This window comes from Pseudomonas sp. TYF_14 (assembly GCF_043105275.1).
Taxonomy (GTDB): domain Bacteria; phylum Pseudomonadota; class Gammaproteobacteria; order Pseudomonadales; family Pseudomonadaceae; genus Aquipseudomonas; species Aquipseudomonas alloputida.
This window is the reverse complement of record NZ_JBICLK010000097.1, coordinates 64260-79072: the sequence shown is the minus strand read 5'-3', so window position 1 is coordinate 79072 and position 14813 is coordinate 64260. Positions and strand designations below refer to the sequence as shown.

11 protein-coding genes are annotated in these 14813 nt (G+C 63.4%); 6 read left to right on the top strand and 5 right to left on the bottom strand.

What is annotated here, in order from left to right; translation table 11 throughout:
* Nucleotides 1-8 precede the first annotated feature (8 nt).
* Nucleotides 9-3458: a transcription-repair coupling factor gene (mfd, locus tag ACF8O8_RS27365; RefSeq protein ID WP_392510913.1), complete on the bottom strand. Its 3450-nt coding sequence runs from the start codon at nt 3456-3458 to the stop codon at nt 9-11.
* Nucleotides 3459-3625: 167 nt separating this feature from the next.
* Between mfd and ACF8O8_RS27360 the strand changes: the two genes are divergently transcribed.
* The 3 genes from ACF8O8_RS27360 (at nt 3626) to sthA (ending at nt 7866) form a co-directional block, all read left to right on the top strand.
* Complete coding sequence (locus ACF8O8_RS27360) at nt 3626-5089, top strand: glyceraldehyde-3-phosphate dehydrogenase (protein WP_010953137.1); 1464 nt, start codon at nt 3626-3628, stop codon at nt 5087-5089.
* Between the two features lie 179 nt (nt 5090-5268).
* Nucleotides 5269-6267: an FAD:protein FMN transferase gene (locus ACF8O8_RS27355; RefSeq protein ID WP_010953138.1), complete on the top strand. Its 999-nt coding sequence runs from the start codon at nt 5269-5271 to the stop codon at nt 6265-6267.
* A 204-nt stretch (nt 6268-6471) separates the two neighbouring features.
* Nucleotides 6472-7866, top strand: a complete 1395-nt coding sequence (sthA, locus tag ACF8O8_RS27350; RefSeq protein ID WP_010953139.1) for a Si-specific NAD(P)(+) transhydrogenase — start codon at nt 6472-6474, stop codon at nt 7864-7866.
* A gap of 48 nt (nt 7867-7914) precedes the next feature.
* On the opposite strand, the gene ACF8O8_RS27345 is transcribed toward sthA, so the two are convergent.
* Together ACF8O8_RS27345 and ACF8O8_RS27340 are read right to left on the bottom strand one after the other, a co-directional pair.
* A complete protein-coding gene (locus ACF8O8_RS27345; protein ID WP_003248799.1) occupies nt 7915-8631 on the bottom strand; it encodes a glycerophosphodiester phosphodiesterase family protein in 717 nt (238 codons plus the stop codon).
* Nucleotides 8632-8661: 30 nt separating this feature from the next.
* Entirely contained in the window at nt 8662-9246 is a 585-nt protein-coding gene (locus ACF8O8_RS27340; protein WP_010953140.1) for a PilZ domain-containing protein, read from the bottom strand.
* Nucleotides 9247-9339: 93 nt separating this feature from the next.
* On the opposite strand from ACF8O8_RS27340, the gene ACF8O8_RS27335 reads away from it, so the two are divergent.
* Genes ACF8O8_RS27335 through ACF8O8_RS27325 form a run of 3 tightly spaced genes read left to right on the top strand, consistent with a single transcriptional unit; the run spans nt 9340 to nt 12583 of the window.
* The gene (locus ACF8O8_RS27335; RefSeq protein WP_392510910.1) at nt 9340-10590 is read left to right on the top strand and encodes a lipoprotein-releasing ABC transporter permease subunit; all 1251 of its coding nucleotides are present in this window, start codon (nt 9340-9342) and stop codon (nt 10588-10590) included.
* Nucleotides 10591-10597: 7 nt separating this feature from the next.
* Nucleotides 10598-11281 (top strand): lipoprotein-releasing ABC transporter ATP-binding protein LolD, encoded by a 684-nt coding sequence (lolD, locus tag ACF8O8_RS27330; RefSeq protein ID WP_172830932.1) that lies wholly within the window; start codon nt 10598-10600, stop codon nt 11279-11281.
* Between the two features lie 60 nt (nt 11282-11341).
* Complete coding sequence (locus ACF8O8_RS27325; protein ID WP_392510905.1) at nt 11342-12583, top strand: lipoprotein-releasing ABC transporter permease subunit; 1242 nt, start codon at nt 11342-11344, stop codon at nt 12581-12583.
* Between the two features lie 39 nt (nt 12584-12622).
* Here the strand turns inward: ACF8O8_RS27325 and cinS are convergent, their stop codons facing one another.
* Both cinS and cinR read right to left on the bottom strand, forming a co-directional pair.
* Complete coding sequence (cinS, locus tag ACF8O8_RS27320) at nt 12623-13975, bottom strand: two-component system sensor histidine kinase CinS (RefSeq protein ID WP_392510903.1); 1353 nt, start codon at nt 13973-13975, stop codon at nt 12623-12625.
* Nucleotides 13972-14652: a two-component system response regulator CinR gene (cinR, locus tag ACF8O8_RS27315; protein ID WP_010953145.1), complete on the bottom strand. Its 681-nt coding sequence runs from the start codon at nt 14650-14652 to the stop codon at nt 13972-13974. Before cinR ends, cinS begins: the two co-directional genes overlap by 4 nt.
* Nucleotides 14653-14813 lie beyond the last annotated feature (161 nt).

Genomic DNA, 14813 nt, shown 5'->3' with positions numbered 1-14813 from the left:
AGTCTTCCTTAGGCAGGCTGTGGGGTCAGGCGCTCGAACAGCGCCTCCAGGGTATTGAAACGTTCGTCGGGGCGTTCCATCGGTACCAGGAAGCGGAACTGGGTGGCCCCTTCGAACTTGTAACGTTTGGGCTGACCCTGGATCAGCTTGATCAGGGTCAGTGGGTCGACCGGTGTTTCGGCTTCGAACTCAAGCTTGCCACCGTTGGGCCCTGCATCGACTTTCTTGATGCCGAGCTTTTCCGCGTGCAGCTTGAGTGACGTCAGGCGCATCAGGTTCTTGGTCGGCTCTGGCAACAAGCCGAAGCGGTCGATCATCTCGACCTGCAAGTCCTTGAGGCCTTCTTCGTCGGCAGCCGAGGCAATGCGTTTGTACAGGATCAGGCGCGCATGCACGTCAGGCAGGTAGTCCTCGGGGATCAGTGCCGGCAGGCGCAGGTTGATCTCCGGGCCGCCACCCAGGGGTTGCTCAAGGTTCGGCTGGGTGCCTTTACGGATTGCCTTGACCGCACGTTCGAGCATTTCCATGTACAGGGTGAAGCCTACCGCCTGGATCTGCCCGCTCTGGCCTTCGCCCAGCAGCTCGCCGGCACCGCGGATTTCCAGGTCGTTGGTGGCCAGCACAAAGCCTGCGCCAAGGTCTTGCGTGTTGGCGATCGCCTCCAGACGTTTTTCGGCGTCGGCGCTCACCTTCTGACGGGCAGGTGTGAGCAGGTAGGCGTAGGCCTGGTGGTGACTACGGCCAACCCGGCCACGCAGCTGGTGCAGCTGGGCCAGGCCGAACTTGTCGGCGCGCTCGATGACGATGGTGTTGGCGCTGGGCACGTCGATACCGGTTTCGATAATGGTCGAGGCCACCAGAACGTTGAAACGCTTGTGGTAGAAATCGCTCATCACCTGTTCCAGCTCGCGTTCGCGCATTTGCCCGTGGCCGATGCCGATGCGTGCCTCGGGCACCAGCTCGGCAAGGTCGGCGGCGCATTTTTCGATGGTTTTCACATCGTTGTGCAGGTAGTACACCTGGCCACCGCGCAACAGTTCGCGCAGCAGCGCCTCCTTGACCGTGCTCTTGTTCTGTTCCATGACGAAGGTGCGCACCGACAGGCGGCGTGCTGGCGGCGTGGCGATGATCGACAGGTCGCGCATGCCCGCCACCGCCATGTTCAGCGTGCGCGGAATCGGCGTGGCGGTCAGGGTGAGGATATCGACCTCGCTGCGCAGCGCCTTCAGCTGTTCTTTCTGGCGCACGCCAAAGCGGTGCTCTTCATCGATGATGGCCAGGCCCAGGTCCTTGAAGCGCACGTCGTCCTGCAGCAGCTTGTGGGTGCCGATAAGGATGTCGATCTTGCCTTCGGCAAGGTCCGCGGCGGCGGCGGCCACTTCTTTGGCCGACTTGAAGCGGCTCATCACTTCCACGGTCACGGGCCAGTCGGCAAAGCGGTCGCGGAAGCTGTTGTAATGCTGCTGGGCAAGCAGGGTGGTGGGCACCAGCACGGCCACCTGGCGGCCACTGTGCACGGCGATGAACGCCGCGCGCATGGCCACTTCGGTCTTGCCGAAGCCCACGTCGCCACAGACCAGGCGGTCCATTGGCTTGGGTGCCAGCATGTCGGCGCGCACGGCCTCGATGGCGGCCTGCTGGTCCGGGGTCTCCTCGAACGGGAAGCCGGCGCTGAAGGTGGCGTAGTCAGCCGACGGGTCGGCAAACGCGTAGCCCTTGCGCGCGGCGCGGCGAGCATAGATGTCGAGCAGTTCGGCGGCCACGTCGCGGACCTGTTCGGCGGCCTTGCGCTTGGCTTTCTGCCAGGCCTCCGAACCCAGCCGGTGCAGCGGTGCCAGGGCGTCGTCGCTGCCGGTGTAGCGGGCGATCAGGTGCAGGTTGGCCACCGGCACATACAGCTTGGCGTTCTCGGCGTATTCCAGCGTCAGGAATTCGGCGGCCTGGCCGTCGATTTCCAGCGTGGCCAGGCCCAGGTAGCGGCCGACGCCATGGTCGATGTGCACCACCGGCGCACCTTCGCGCAGCTCGGTGAGGTTCTTGATGACCGCGTCGTTGGCGGTTTCGCCGCGCTTGTCACGGCGCCGGCGCTGCATCACCCGCTGGCCGAACAGTGGGCTTTCGGCAATCAGCGCCAGCCCTGGATCGTCCAGCAGCAGGCCGTCGTCCAGCGGGGCGATGGTGATCGCCAGGCGCTCGGCACCGGTAATGAAGTCGTCCCAGCCTTCGACGGTATGCGGGCGCAGCTTCAGCCGTTCGAGCAGCTCCAGCAGCACTTCCCGGCGGCCCGCTGATTCGGCAGTGAAGAGCACGCGGCCGGGGAACTGGTCGAGGAAGTTGGCCAGCTCGGCCAGCGGCTGGTTGGCCTTGGCCTCGATGGCCAGGTTGGGCAGGGCGCGCGCCGGGAAGCGCTCGCGGCCCACGCCAGGCTCCAGCTCTTCGCTGCTGACCACCACCCGGGGCCACTGCTTGAGCCGGGCGAAGCAATCTTCCACCGGCAGGAACAGCTCGGCCGGCGGCAACAGCGGCCGGCTGAGGTCGCCGCGGCGGTCTTCATAACGCCCGCGCACGTCGTTCCAGAAGTGCTCGGCGGCCTGTTCCACACCGGGTAGCGAGAACACCTGGGTGTCGGTCGGCAGGTAGTCGAACAGGGTCGAGGTTTCTTCGAAGAACAGTGGCAGGTAGTACTCGATACCGGCGGGGATGATGCCGCTGGCCAGGTCCTGGAAGATTGCACTGCGGCGGAAGTCGACGTCGAAGCGCTCGCGAAAGCGTGCCTTGAAGCGGGTCACTTCTTCCTTCTGCATCGGGAATTCGCGTGCTGGCAGCAGGCGCACCGAATCCACCTTGTCGATCGAGCGCTGGGTCTCGGGGTCGAAGGTGCGCAGCGTCTCGATCTCGTTATCGAACAGGTCGATGCGGTAGGGCAGTTTGCTGCCCATCGGGAACAGGTCGATCAGCGCGCCGCGCACGGCGAACTCGCCATGCTCGTAGACGGTGTCGACACAACGATAACCGCTGGCCTCCAGGCGCAGGCGCATCTGTTCCACGTCGATGGTCTGGCCCACATCCAGCACCAGGCTGCTGCCCAGCAGAAAACGCGTGGGTGCCAGGCGGTGCAGGGCGGTGGTGATCGGCACCACGAGGATGCCGTGGCTCAGCTCCGGCAGACGGTACAGGCTGGCGATGCGCTGGGAGATGATGTCCTGGTGCGGCGAGAACAGGTCGTAGGGCAGGGTTTCCCAATCGGGGAACGGCAGCACGGGCAGGTCTGGGGCAAAGAAGCGCAGCTCCTGCTCCAGACGGTCGGCGGCCTGGCTGTCGGCCGTCAGCAGCAGGGTGAAGCGGCCAGCGCTGCTGGCGGCTTCGGCGATGGCAAGGCTGAGGGCGGCACCGGGCAGGTTGCCCCAGGTTTGTTTGCCGGCCGTGGCCGACATTTGCGGTAGGCGCAGAACTGACACGGGAGATTGCACTCCAAGCGTTGCGGCAAAGAGACCGATTGTACCGGTGACAGTGCCGGCTGTCAGGCTCGAAAGGGCATGAACACTGGCTTGCGTCACTGCGACAGGCACTCATTGCCGGTTCCGCGTTGGGGCGTCATAATGTAGCCCCTTTTTTCTGTCCCTACATGTGGAAGGTTCCCGTGACTCAGAAGCCCGACCAGTGTCTTGGTGAGTGGATTGATCGTGAAGCCCTGGCTGAAGCGATGATCCCGCTTATCGGTCAGCTCTACCGCAATAACAATGTGGTGAGCTCGATTTATGGCCGCAGCCTGATCAACCGTTCGGTTATCTCGATTCTCAAGGCGCACCGCTTTGCGCGCCACCGCCAAACCGACGAAACCGAACTGTCCGTCCACGAGACATTCCCCCTGCTCAAGGCCATGAGCGAGCTGAAACTGGGCGCCGCATCGGTCGACCTGGGCAAGCTGGCCAACAAGTTCAAGCAGGAAGGCAATGGCCGCACTGCCGAGCAGTTCGTCCGTGAAGAGCTGGCCGACGTGGTCGGTCAGCAGAACGCTTCGGCGCGCAAAGGCACCGACGTTGTCCTGTACGGCTTCGGTCGCATCGGCCGCCTGCTGGCGCGCATCCTGATCGAGAAGACCGGTGGTGGTGACGGCCTGCGTCTGCGTGCCATCGTCGTGCGCAAAGGCGCCGAAAACGACCTGGTCAAGCGTGCCAGCCTGCTGCGCCGTGACTCGGTGCATGGTCCGTTCGATGGCACCATCACCATCGACGAAGCCAACAACACCATCACTGCCAACGGCAACCTGATCCAGGTTATCTATGCCAAGAGCCCGAGCGAAGTCGACTACACCCAGTACGGCATCGACAATGCGCTCATCGTCGACAACACCGGCGTATGGCGTGACGCCGACGGCCTGGGCCAGCACCTGGCCTGCCCGGGTGCTGCCCGCGTGATCCTCACCGCACCTGGCAAGGGCGCGCTGAAGAACATCGTGCACGGTATCAACCACGGTGATATCACTGCCGATGACAAGATCATCTCGGCGGCCTCCTGCACCACCAACGCCATCGTGCCGGTGCTCAAGGCCATCAACGACCAGTACGGCATCGTCAACGGCCACGTCGAAACCGTTCACTCGTTCACCAACGACCAGAACCTGATCGACAACTTCCACAAGGGCAGCCGCCGTGGCCGTGCCGCGCCGCTGAACATGGTCATCACCGAAACCGGCGCCGCCACCGCTGCTGCCAAGGCACTGCCAGTGCTGAAGGGCAAGCTGACCGGCAACGCCATTCGTGTCCCGACGCCGAACGTTTCGATGGCCATCCTGAACCTGAACCTGGAAAAGGCCACCACCCGCGACGAGATCAACGAGTACCTGCGCCAGACCGCCATGCACTCGGAGCTGCACAAGCAGATCGACTACGTGGCTTCCCAGGAAGTGGTTTCGACCGACTTCGTCGGCTCGCGCCACGCCGGTGTGGTTGACGCAGAAGCGACCATCGCCAACGACAACCGCGTTGTTCTGTACGTCTGGTACGACAACGAATTCGGTTATAGCTGCCAGGTGGTTCGTGTGATGGAAGACATGGCTGGTGTGAACCCGCCAGCGTTTCCACGCTGATTCGCTTGTAAGGCAATGAAAAAACGGGAACCTTCGGGTTCCCGTTTTTTTTATTCTGAATGTGTGTTGTCAGTGCCGGCCCTTTCGCGGGTAAACCCGCTCCTACAGGATTATCGCTGCCCCTGTAGGGGCTGGTTTACCCGCGAAGAGGCCAGCACCGGCAACCGAGAAACCCTACTGTGCGCACAGCCCTACTGTTCATTCTGCTGCTACTCACCGCCTGCAACCAAGGCCCCACCCTGGAGCGCCTGGGTGGTCCGACCATGGGCAGCAGCTACAGCATCCAGTACGTCCGCGAGCCTGGTGGCCCGCTGCCGGCCCAGGTGCAGATGGCGGTGGAAACCATCCTGCATGACATCGACCACCACTACTCGACCTACCGCGGCGATTCCATCGTAAGCCAGTTCAACCGCTTGCCTGCGGGCCAGTGCCTGGCTCTGCCGCCTGACATGCTCGCGTTGGTCAGCCTGGGTCAGCACCTTGCCGAGCAAAGCGATGGCGCTTTCGATCTCACCGTAGAGCCATTGCTCGACTTGTGGGGCTTCGGCCCTCAGGCCCGTCACGAGCAAGTGCCCGAACCACAGGCACTGGCCCAGGTGCGCCAGCGTGTGGGTTACCAGCACTTGCGCGTCAAAGGTCGAGCCCTGTGCAAGGATGCCCCGGTGCAGCTCGACTTCAACAGCATCGTCGCCGGTCATGCTGTCGACTTGATCGCTGCGCGCCTGCAGGCCATGGGTGTCAGCAGTTTTGTCGCCGAGGCCACTGGCGAGCTGAAGGCGGTTGGTCGCAAGCCTGACGGCAGCCCTTGGCGTATTGCCCTGGAACTGCCCCGCGAAGACCGTCAGATCGCCCGCCAGATCATCCCGGTCAATAGCCTTTCAGTATCAACCTCGGGTGACTATCGGCACTATTTCGAGCAGAATGGCCGGCGCTATTCGCACACCTTCGATGCCCGCCTCGGGCGCCCGGTCGAACATGACCTGGCTGCCGTTACGGTGCTGGACGCCTCAGCACTGCTGGCCGATGGCTATTCGACGCTGCTGCTCATCCTGGGCCCACAGCGAGGCTGGGATTTTGCCGTGGCGCATGATCTGGCTGCGGTTTTGGTGACTCGAGCAGAGGGAGGCTTCGTCTCCCGAGCTACGCCCGCGTTCGAACGGGCAGTGAAAGGCCAGTGAAAGCACAAGCAGGGATGATTGCCGCCAGGGAATGGGTGAAGCATATGTAGTGCGGGCAAAATTGGCCTACGACGCGACCAAGGGTTAATGTGCGCGGCGTTCAGGGTTGATTAGACTGCACCCGAATTTTCTCATGGCGCCCCGGCGGCATGATCGTGCCCCGCGAGCGACCGTGGCTTGCGGGCCAGTTCTGAAGGAGTACGCATGGCTGTCTACAACTACGACGTAGTGGTGCTGGGTTCCGGCCCGGCCGGTGAAGGCGCGGCAATGAACGCCGCCAAAGCAGGGCGCAAGGTAGCGATGGTCGATGACCGTCGCCAGGTCGGTGGCAACTGCACCCACTTGGGTACCATTCCGTCCAAGGCACTGCGTCACTCGGTGCGGCAGATCATGCAGTTCAATACCAACCCGATGTTTCGTGCCATCGGCGAGCCGCGCTGGTTCTCGTTCCCGGACGTGCTGAAAAGCGCCGAGAAGGTCATCGCCAAGCAGGTCGCATCGCGCACCGGCTACTATGCCCGTAACCGCGTCGACGTGTTCGTCGGCACCGGCAGCTTTGCCGACGAGCAAACCGTGGAAGTGGTGTGCCCGAATGGCGTGGTCGAGAAGCTCAACGCCAAGCACATCATCATCGCGACCGGCTCGCGCCCCTACCGCCCGGCCGACATCGACTTCCACCACCCGCGCGTGTACGACAGCGACACCATCCTCAGCCTCAGCCATACCCCGCGCAAGCTGATCGTGTACGGTGCCGGCGTGATCGGTTGCGAATACGCTTCGATCTTCAGTGGCCTGGGCGTATTGGTCGAGCTGGTCGACAACCGTGGCCAGCTGCTGAGCTTCCTCGATTCGGAAATTTCCCAGGCGCTGAGCTACCACTTCAGCAACAACAACATCACCGTGCGCCACAACGAAGAGTACGAGCGCGTCGAAGGCCTGGACAACGGGGTGATCCTGCACCTCAAGTCGGGCAAGAAGATCAAGGCCGACGCCTTGCTGTGGTGCAACGGCCGTACCGGCAACACTGACAAGCTGGGCCTGGAAAACATCGGCATCAAGGTGAACAGCCGTGGTCAGATCGAGGTCGACGAGGCCTACCGTACCACCGTGCCGAACATCTACGGTGCCGGCGACGTGATCGGCTGGCCAAGCCTGGCCAGTGCTGCCCATGACCAGGGCCGGTCGGCCGCTGGCAGCATTGTCGATAACGGCAGCTGGCGCTTCGTCAACGACGTGCCGACGGGTATCTACACCATTCCCGAGATCAGCTCGATCGGCAAGAACGAGCAGGAGCTGACCCAGGCCAAGGTGCCGTACGAAGTGGGCAAGGCCTTCTTCAAGAGCATGGCGCGTGCGCAGATCGCCGGCGAGCCGCAGGGCATGCTGAAGATCCTGTTCCACCGCGAAACCCTGGAAATCCTCGGCGTGCATTGCTTCGGCTACCAGGCTTCGGAAATCGTCCACATTGGCCAGGCGATCATGAACCAGCCAGGTGAGCAGAACAACCTGAAGTACTTCGTCAACACCACGTTCAACTACCCGACCATGGCCGAAGCCTATCGGGTAGCTGCCTATGACGGCCTGAACCGGCTTTTTTGAGCGGCTCCGACCGGTGGCCTGAGCCGGTCGGAGAGACCGATTTCAACCCTACCCGAGGGTGGTCTTGGCCAAACCGGGAAAGTCTGTAATCAGGCTGTCCACACCAAAGTCAGCCAGCCGGCGCATCAGTGCCGGCTCGTTGACCGTCCACACCGACACATGCAAACCCTGGCCCTGTGCTTTGAGCAGGCGCTCGGGGGTGCACAGCGTCCAGTTCAATGCCAGCAGTTCGCAGCCGTAGTTCTGTGCCACTTTCAGCGGGTCAAGCCAGGCGTATTCGGCCACCAGCCCGCGCTTCACGTCTGGCACCAGTTCCAGTGCGGCGCCCAGTACTTCGCGTGAACTGGAGGTGATGGTCACCTTGTCGAGCAGGCCATATTGCTGGGCCAGTTCGCGGATCGCCAGGACGGTGGTGGCCGCGCGGGTGCGCGAGGCGCTTTTCACCTCCAGTTGCCAGTGTTCGAACGGGCATTTTTCGAACAGCTCTTCCAGTTTCGGGATCGGGCAGGGCTGCACATGGCCCGGGCCGCCTTTGCGGGCATCGATCTTGACCAGTTCGGCGGCCGGGTGCTCGACCACTTTGCCGCGCCGGCCCGTGGTGCGCTTGAGGGTGGGGTCGTGGATGACCATCAGTTCGTTGTCGGATGACAAGTGCAGGTCCAGCTCGCAGCGGGTCACGCCATGGGACAGGCATTGCTGAAAGCTCTTCAGGGTGTTCTCGGGTGCTTCGCCCTTGGCGCCGCGATGGCCGTAGATCAGGGTCACGTTCGTTCCTTCAAATCAGGGAAAATTGGCTCAGGAGGCGGGGTCGTTCAGTTCCAGCTGCTGGCGCCGTTGTTGTTGCTGGCGCTGCAGGATGTATCGGGCCAGCAGTTGTCGTTGGGCGTCGGTCATGTCGATGAACTCGGTACCGACCTCGAAGCCGCCCTCCGGGCGAGGGTCGCAATGGGTGACCTTGCCGCGCAGCAGCAGGCCGTGGGCGCGCGGCATCAGCACCATTTTCACTTTCACCCGGGTACCGGGGGCAATCTGTGTGGCGTGGACGGATTCGATGCCGCCTTCGGAAATGACCACCGGCAGCGGCTCGCCGACTTCGCCAAGCAGGGTTTGCCCAACCACCGCGCTGAGCAAGTCGAGGCGCTTGTTCTGTGCCCGCAGGAACGCGGCGAGGGTGCGGTCCTTGTCGCTTAGCTGGCGCAACAGGTGTTGCGACTCGAAGTCGGCCAGGTGCAGCTCGCTGAGCAGGTTGAACAGCGGCGAATCATCTTGCAACACATCTGGTTCAAGGGCTTCGGCCGCGCTAAGGGGGCTTATTTGAAGTGCGATCCGATCTTCGATGCGGTAGTATTCGCGGCGATCTTCTTCGTCTAATGTCGTCATGGCGAACCCAAGGTAGCGGCGGTGGTCCGAGTGTAAAGCCGCCGTAGGCGCCTCGCCACAAGGACGTTCCCTTTCATCCGAACAAGCCCCGACATGTTCAGACCTCTTTTCGCATTCATCGGCACGCGTTATACCCGTGCCAAACGTCGCAATCACTTCGTCTCGTTCATTTCCCTGACCTCGATGATCGGCCTCGCCCTGGGCGTGGTGGTAATGATCGTGGTGCTGTCGGTGATGAACGGTTTCGACCATGAGATGCGCACCCGCGTGTTGGGGATGATTCCCCATGCCACGCTGGAGAGCGGCCAGCCCATTGCCGACTGGCAGGCCCTTGCCCAACAAGTAAAGCAGAATCCGCAGGTGGTAGCGGTTGCGCCGTTCACCCAGATGCAGGGCCTGCTGACCCATGATGGCAAGGTGCAGAAGGTGCTGCTCAATGGCATCGACCCCGCTCGCGAGCGCGAGGTGTCGATCATCGACAACTTCGTCCTGCAAGGCCGCCTGGACCAGTTGGCGCCGGGCGAGTGGGGCATCATGATCGGCGACAAGGCGGCGGCCAAGCTGGGCGTTGCCATCGGCGACAAGCTCACCTTCGTCGCCCCAGAGGTCAGCGTGACCCCCGCCGGCATGTTCCCGCGCATGAAGCGCTTCACCGTGGTTGGCACCTTCCACGTTGGCGCGGGGGAGATCGACGGCTACCTGGGCCTGACCAACATCAGCGACCTGTCCCGCCTGCACCGCTGGAAGCCCGACCAGGTCCAGGGCCTGCGCCTGAAGTTCGACGACCTGTTCCAGGCGCCGCGCGTAGCCTGGAGCATCGCCCAGCAGCTGGGCGACCAGGAATTCTATAGCCGTGACTGGACCCGTACCCACGGCAACCTGTACCAGGCGATACGTATGGAAAAGGCCATGATCGGCCTGCTGTTGCTGCTGATCGTGGCGGTAGCGGCGTTCAACATCATTTCCACCCTGGTGATGGTGGTCAACGACAAGCGCGGCGACATCGCCATCCTGCGCACCCTGGGCGCCACGCCCGGGCAGATCATGCTCATCTTCATGGTCCAGGGCACGGTGATCGGGGTGATCGGCACGCTGATCGGCGCCGTGGTCGGGATCTTCGCGGCACTGAACGTGAGTGCGGCGATCGCCAGCATCGAGACACTGATCGGCCACAAGTTCCTCAACGCCGACGTGTACTTCATCGATTACCTGCCGTCGCAGATCCTGGCCCAGGACGTGTACATGGTCTGTGGAGCGGCACTGGTCCTGAGTTTCTTCGCCACCCTGTATCCGGCCTGGCGTGCGGCCCGCACCCAGCCTGCAGAGGCGCTACGTTATGAGTGAGTCGCGCATGAGTGATAAAGCCGTTCTGAGTTGCCGCAACCTGGGCAAGTCCTACGACGAGGGCCCGGAGTCGGTGCAGGTGCTGTCCGGGCTCAACCTGGAACTGCGGGCCGGTGAGCGGGTGGCCATCGTTGGCAGTTCCGGCTCGGGCAAGAGTACCTTGCTCAACCTGCTGGGCGGCCTCGACCGGCCGACCCAGGGCAGCGTGTGGCTGGCTGGCGAAGAGTTGTCGGCACTGGGCGAGCGTGCCCGTGGCCTGCTACGCAACCGCGAGTTGGGCTTTGTCTACCAGTTCCACCACCTGCTGCCGGAATTCACCGCCATCGAGAACGTGTGCATGCCGCTGCTGATCGGCCGAACGCCCATCCCCGAGGCCCGGGAGCGTGCCGAGGCGCTGCTCAAGCGGGTAGGCCTGGGCCACCGCTTGAACCACAAGCCGGCCGAGCTTTCCGGCGGCGAACGCCAGCGCGTGGCGATTGCCCGGGCGCTGGTCAACCGCCCAGGCCTGGTGATGCTCGACGAGCCGACCGGTAACCTCGACCACCATACCGCCCAAGGCATCCAGGAGCTGATGCAGGAGCTGTCCAGCGCTTCGCGCACGGCATTCCTGGTGGTCACCCACGACCTCAACCTGGCGCGGCAGATGGACCGTGTGCTGAAGCTCGACGATGGCCACCTGGTGGCCATCTGATCGACTGCTGGGGTGGCAGGTGCTGCCCCGTTTTCCTGTTTCCATTGGGTGATTTCGTACATGTTCAGACCCTTGCCCATCTTTATCGGCGCGCGCTACACCCGAGCCAAGCGTCGCAACCACTTCATCTCGTTCATTTCGATGACTTCGATGATCGGCCTGTCGCTGGGCGTGCTGGCGATGATCGTGGTGCTGTCGGTAATGAACGGCTTCCAGCGCGAAATGAGCTCGCGCATTCTCGGCCTGGTACCGCATGCCGCCATCCTGGGCGTGCAGCCGCTGGACGACTGGCACAAGGTGGCCGACGCAGCCATGAAGAATCCGGCGGTGATGGCGGTGGCGCCGATTACCGAGATGGAAGGCATGCTGTCGTACAAGGGCGCCATGCAGCCGATCCAGGTGGGTGGTATCGACCCGGCCGAGGAGGGCAAGGTTTCCATCGTTGGCCAGCACATCGTCCAGGGCCGCCTGCAGGGCTTGCAGCCCGGTGAATTCGGCGTGGTCATCGGTGAGCTGACGGCACGCCGCTTCCGCCTGAACACCGGCGACAAGCTGACCTTGATCGTGCCGGAAATCAGCAAGGAACCGGGTGGCATCACCCCGCGCATGCAGCGCCTCACCGTGGTTGGCATCTTCAAGGTTGGCGCCGAGCTGGATGGGTCGCAGGCCTATATCCATGTTGCTGATGCAGCCGAGATGCAGCGCTGGGCGCCAGGCGAGGTGCAAGGTGTGCGCCTGAAGCTGCACGACCTGTATGCCGCTCCGCAGGTGTCCAAGGCGATTGCTGCCGGGCTTGGTGACGCCTACCGGGCCGATGACTGGTCGCATACCCAGGGCAGCCTGTTCAGCGCCATGAAGATGGAAAAGACCATGATCGGCCTGTTGCTGATGATGATCATCGCGGTCGCGGCGTTCAATATCATCGCCACCCTGGTGATGGTGGTGAACGACAAGGGGCCGGACATTGCCATCCTGCGTACCTTGGGCGCCACGCCGGCGCAGATCATGGGCACGTTCATGGTCCAGGGCAGCCTGATCGGCATTGTCGGCACGCTGATTGGTGGCGTACTGGGCGTGATTGCGGCGTTCAATGTGAGCCAGATCGTCGGCTGGCTGGAGCGGGTGAGCGGGCAGCACATCTTTACGTCGGATGTGTACTTCGTCAGCAGCTTGCCGTCGCAATTGCAGTGGGGGGATGTGGCGATCATCTGCACCGCCGGCCTGGTGATGAGTTTCCTGGCGACCATTTACCCGGCCTACCGGGCGTCGCAGGTGCAGCCGGCGATTGGCCTGGCGGTTTGATGTCTGCCTGAGATCCTGGGGGCGTAAAGCGCCCCAGGATTACCGGTTTTGAGTGAACTCGATCACGAATCGGGTCCACCCACCCTCGCACTCCGCCCGTATGCATCCGCCATGGGCCTGCACGATCGACCGGGTAATCGCCAGGCCCAGCCCCGCATGCTCGCTGCTGCCTTCCCGTCGAGCCGGGTCCACCCGGTAGAAGCGGTCGAAAAGCCGCGGTAGCGCGACCGGGTCGATAGCCAGCCCGGTATTGGCCACGTTGATCGTCGGCCCCGGCCCCAGGGTTACCTTGATCTGTCCTCCTGCCGGGGTAAAACGCATGGCGTTGTCCAGCAGGTTGGACAGCGCCCGGCGCAGCATATGCTGGTCGCCGTGCAGCACCGCTTCACCCTCGCGCAGCATCTGCACGTCGCTGTCTTCTGCCAGAGGCGCGTAGTACTCCAGCAACGCATCCACCTCGTCATGCAGCGCCAAAGGCGCGTCCCCCGGTACCAGCAGGCCGTGGTCGGCCTTGGCCAGAAACAGCATGTCGTTGATCATCTGCGCCATCCATTGCAGTTCTTCCAGGTTGCCATGCAGTGCCTCTCGGTATTCTTCGAGGCTGCGTGGGCGGGTGAGGGTGACCTGGGTGTGCGTCAGCAGGTTGGACAGCGGCGTACGTAACTCGTGGGCGATATCGGCCGAAAACGCTGACAGGCGCTGGAAGGCATCGTCCAGGCGCTGCAGCATCGCGTTCATGCTGCTGGCCAGCTCGGCCAACTCTTCGGGCATCTGCGCCACCGGCAGACGGGTGGTGAGGGAGCGCGCTGACACGCTGGCGGCCACCTGGCCCATCTGCCGCAATGGGCGCAGGCCGCTGCGGGCGGCCCAGGCACCCAGTAGTGCGGTGGTCAGCGCCGACAGGCCGACCGTCAGCCAGATCAGTCGTTGCATGCCCTGCAGGAAGTGCTGGTGGTGGGTGATGTCGAGGTACAGGGTCAGTCGCGGCGACTGCATGGCGCCCTGTGTCAGGGGCACGGACAGGCTGCGGTAGTCGATGCCTGGCGCATGCAGGGTGGCCAGCCCGGTGGCCTGCGCTGCATGAGGCAGCCCGCTGCGGCTTTCGAACCAGGTGGCGCCATTGCTGGCGCTGATGCGCAGGGCCAGGTCGGCCTGGTGACTCAGTTCGTCGCGCAGGGCAGGCAGGCGGGCCTGGAGCTCATCAGCCGTGCTGACGCCAGCCAGTTGCGTCCGAAACAATGACAGGCGCGAGTCCAGCAGTTGTTGGTCGAGTTCGACGAAGTGCTGCTCGCTGGCCCGGCTGAACAGCAGACCGGCGCCCAGCGAGACGGTGGCGGTGCAGGCGGCGAACAGCAGGGCCAGGCGGCTGCCGAGGGAAACCCGGCGCATCACTCGGTGCGCTCTTCGAGTACGTAACCCATGCCGCGGACGGTGTGGATCAGCTTGTTGGGGTGCGGGTCGTCGATTTTCAGGCGCAGGCGGCGGATGGCCACTTCGATCACATTGGTGTCGCTGTCGAAGTTCATGTCCCACACCTGCGAGGCGATCAGCGATTTTGGCAGCACCTCACCCTGGCGGCGCAGCAGCAGCTCAAGGAGTGAGAACTCCTTGGCGGTCAGGTCGATGCGCAGCCCGGCACGCTCGGCGCGGCGGCGGATCAGGTCCAGGCGCAGGTCAGCCAGGCTCAGGATCGTGTCCTGGCTCGGGCTGGTGCCACGGCGCAGCAGGCTGCGTACCCGGGCCAGCAGCTCGGAAAAGGCGAACGGCTTGACCAGGTAGTCGTCGGCGCCCAGTTCCAGGCCATGCACGCGATCCTCGACGGCGTCGCGGGCGGTCAGGAACAGCACTGGCGTATCCAGGCCAGCCTGGCGCACGGCCTGAAGGATCTGCCAGCCGTCGCGGCCGGGCAGCATCACGTCGAGGATCAGCAGGTCGTGGTCGCCGGTCAGGGCGAGGAACTGGCCGGTCTCGCCATCGGTGGCCAATTCGGTGGCAAACCCGGCCTCGCTCAGGCCTTGGCTCAGGTACTGGCCGGTGCGGGCCTGGTCTTCGACGATCAGCAGTTTCATGCACTGTCCATATTCTGAAAGATTGTGCGTAGCCTATGGCGTCGCTTTACTGCTAGCACAGGGGCAATAGGATGGCTGAAATGATACGTGACGATGTGCCCGCTCGCCCAAGCTGACAAAGTTGTAATGTGCCTGTCAGGTAGCTGCCAGTCGCCCCCGGC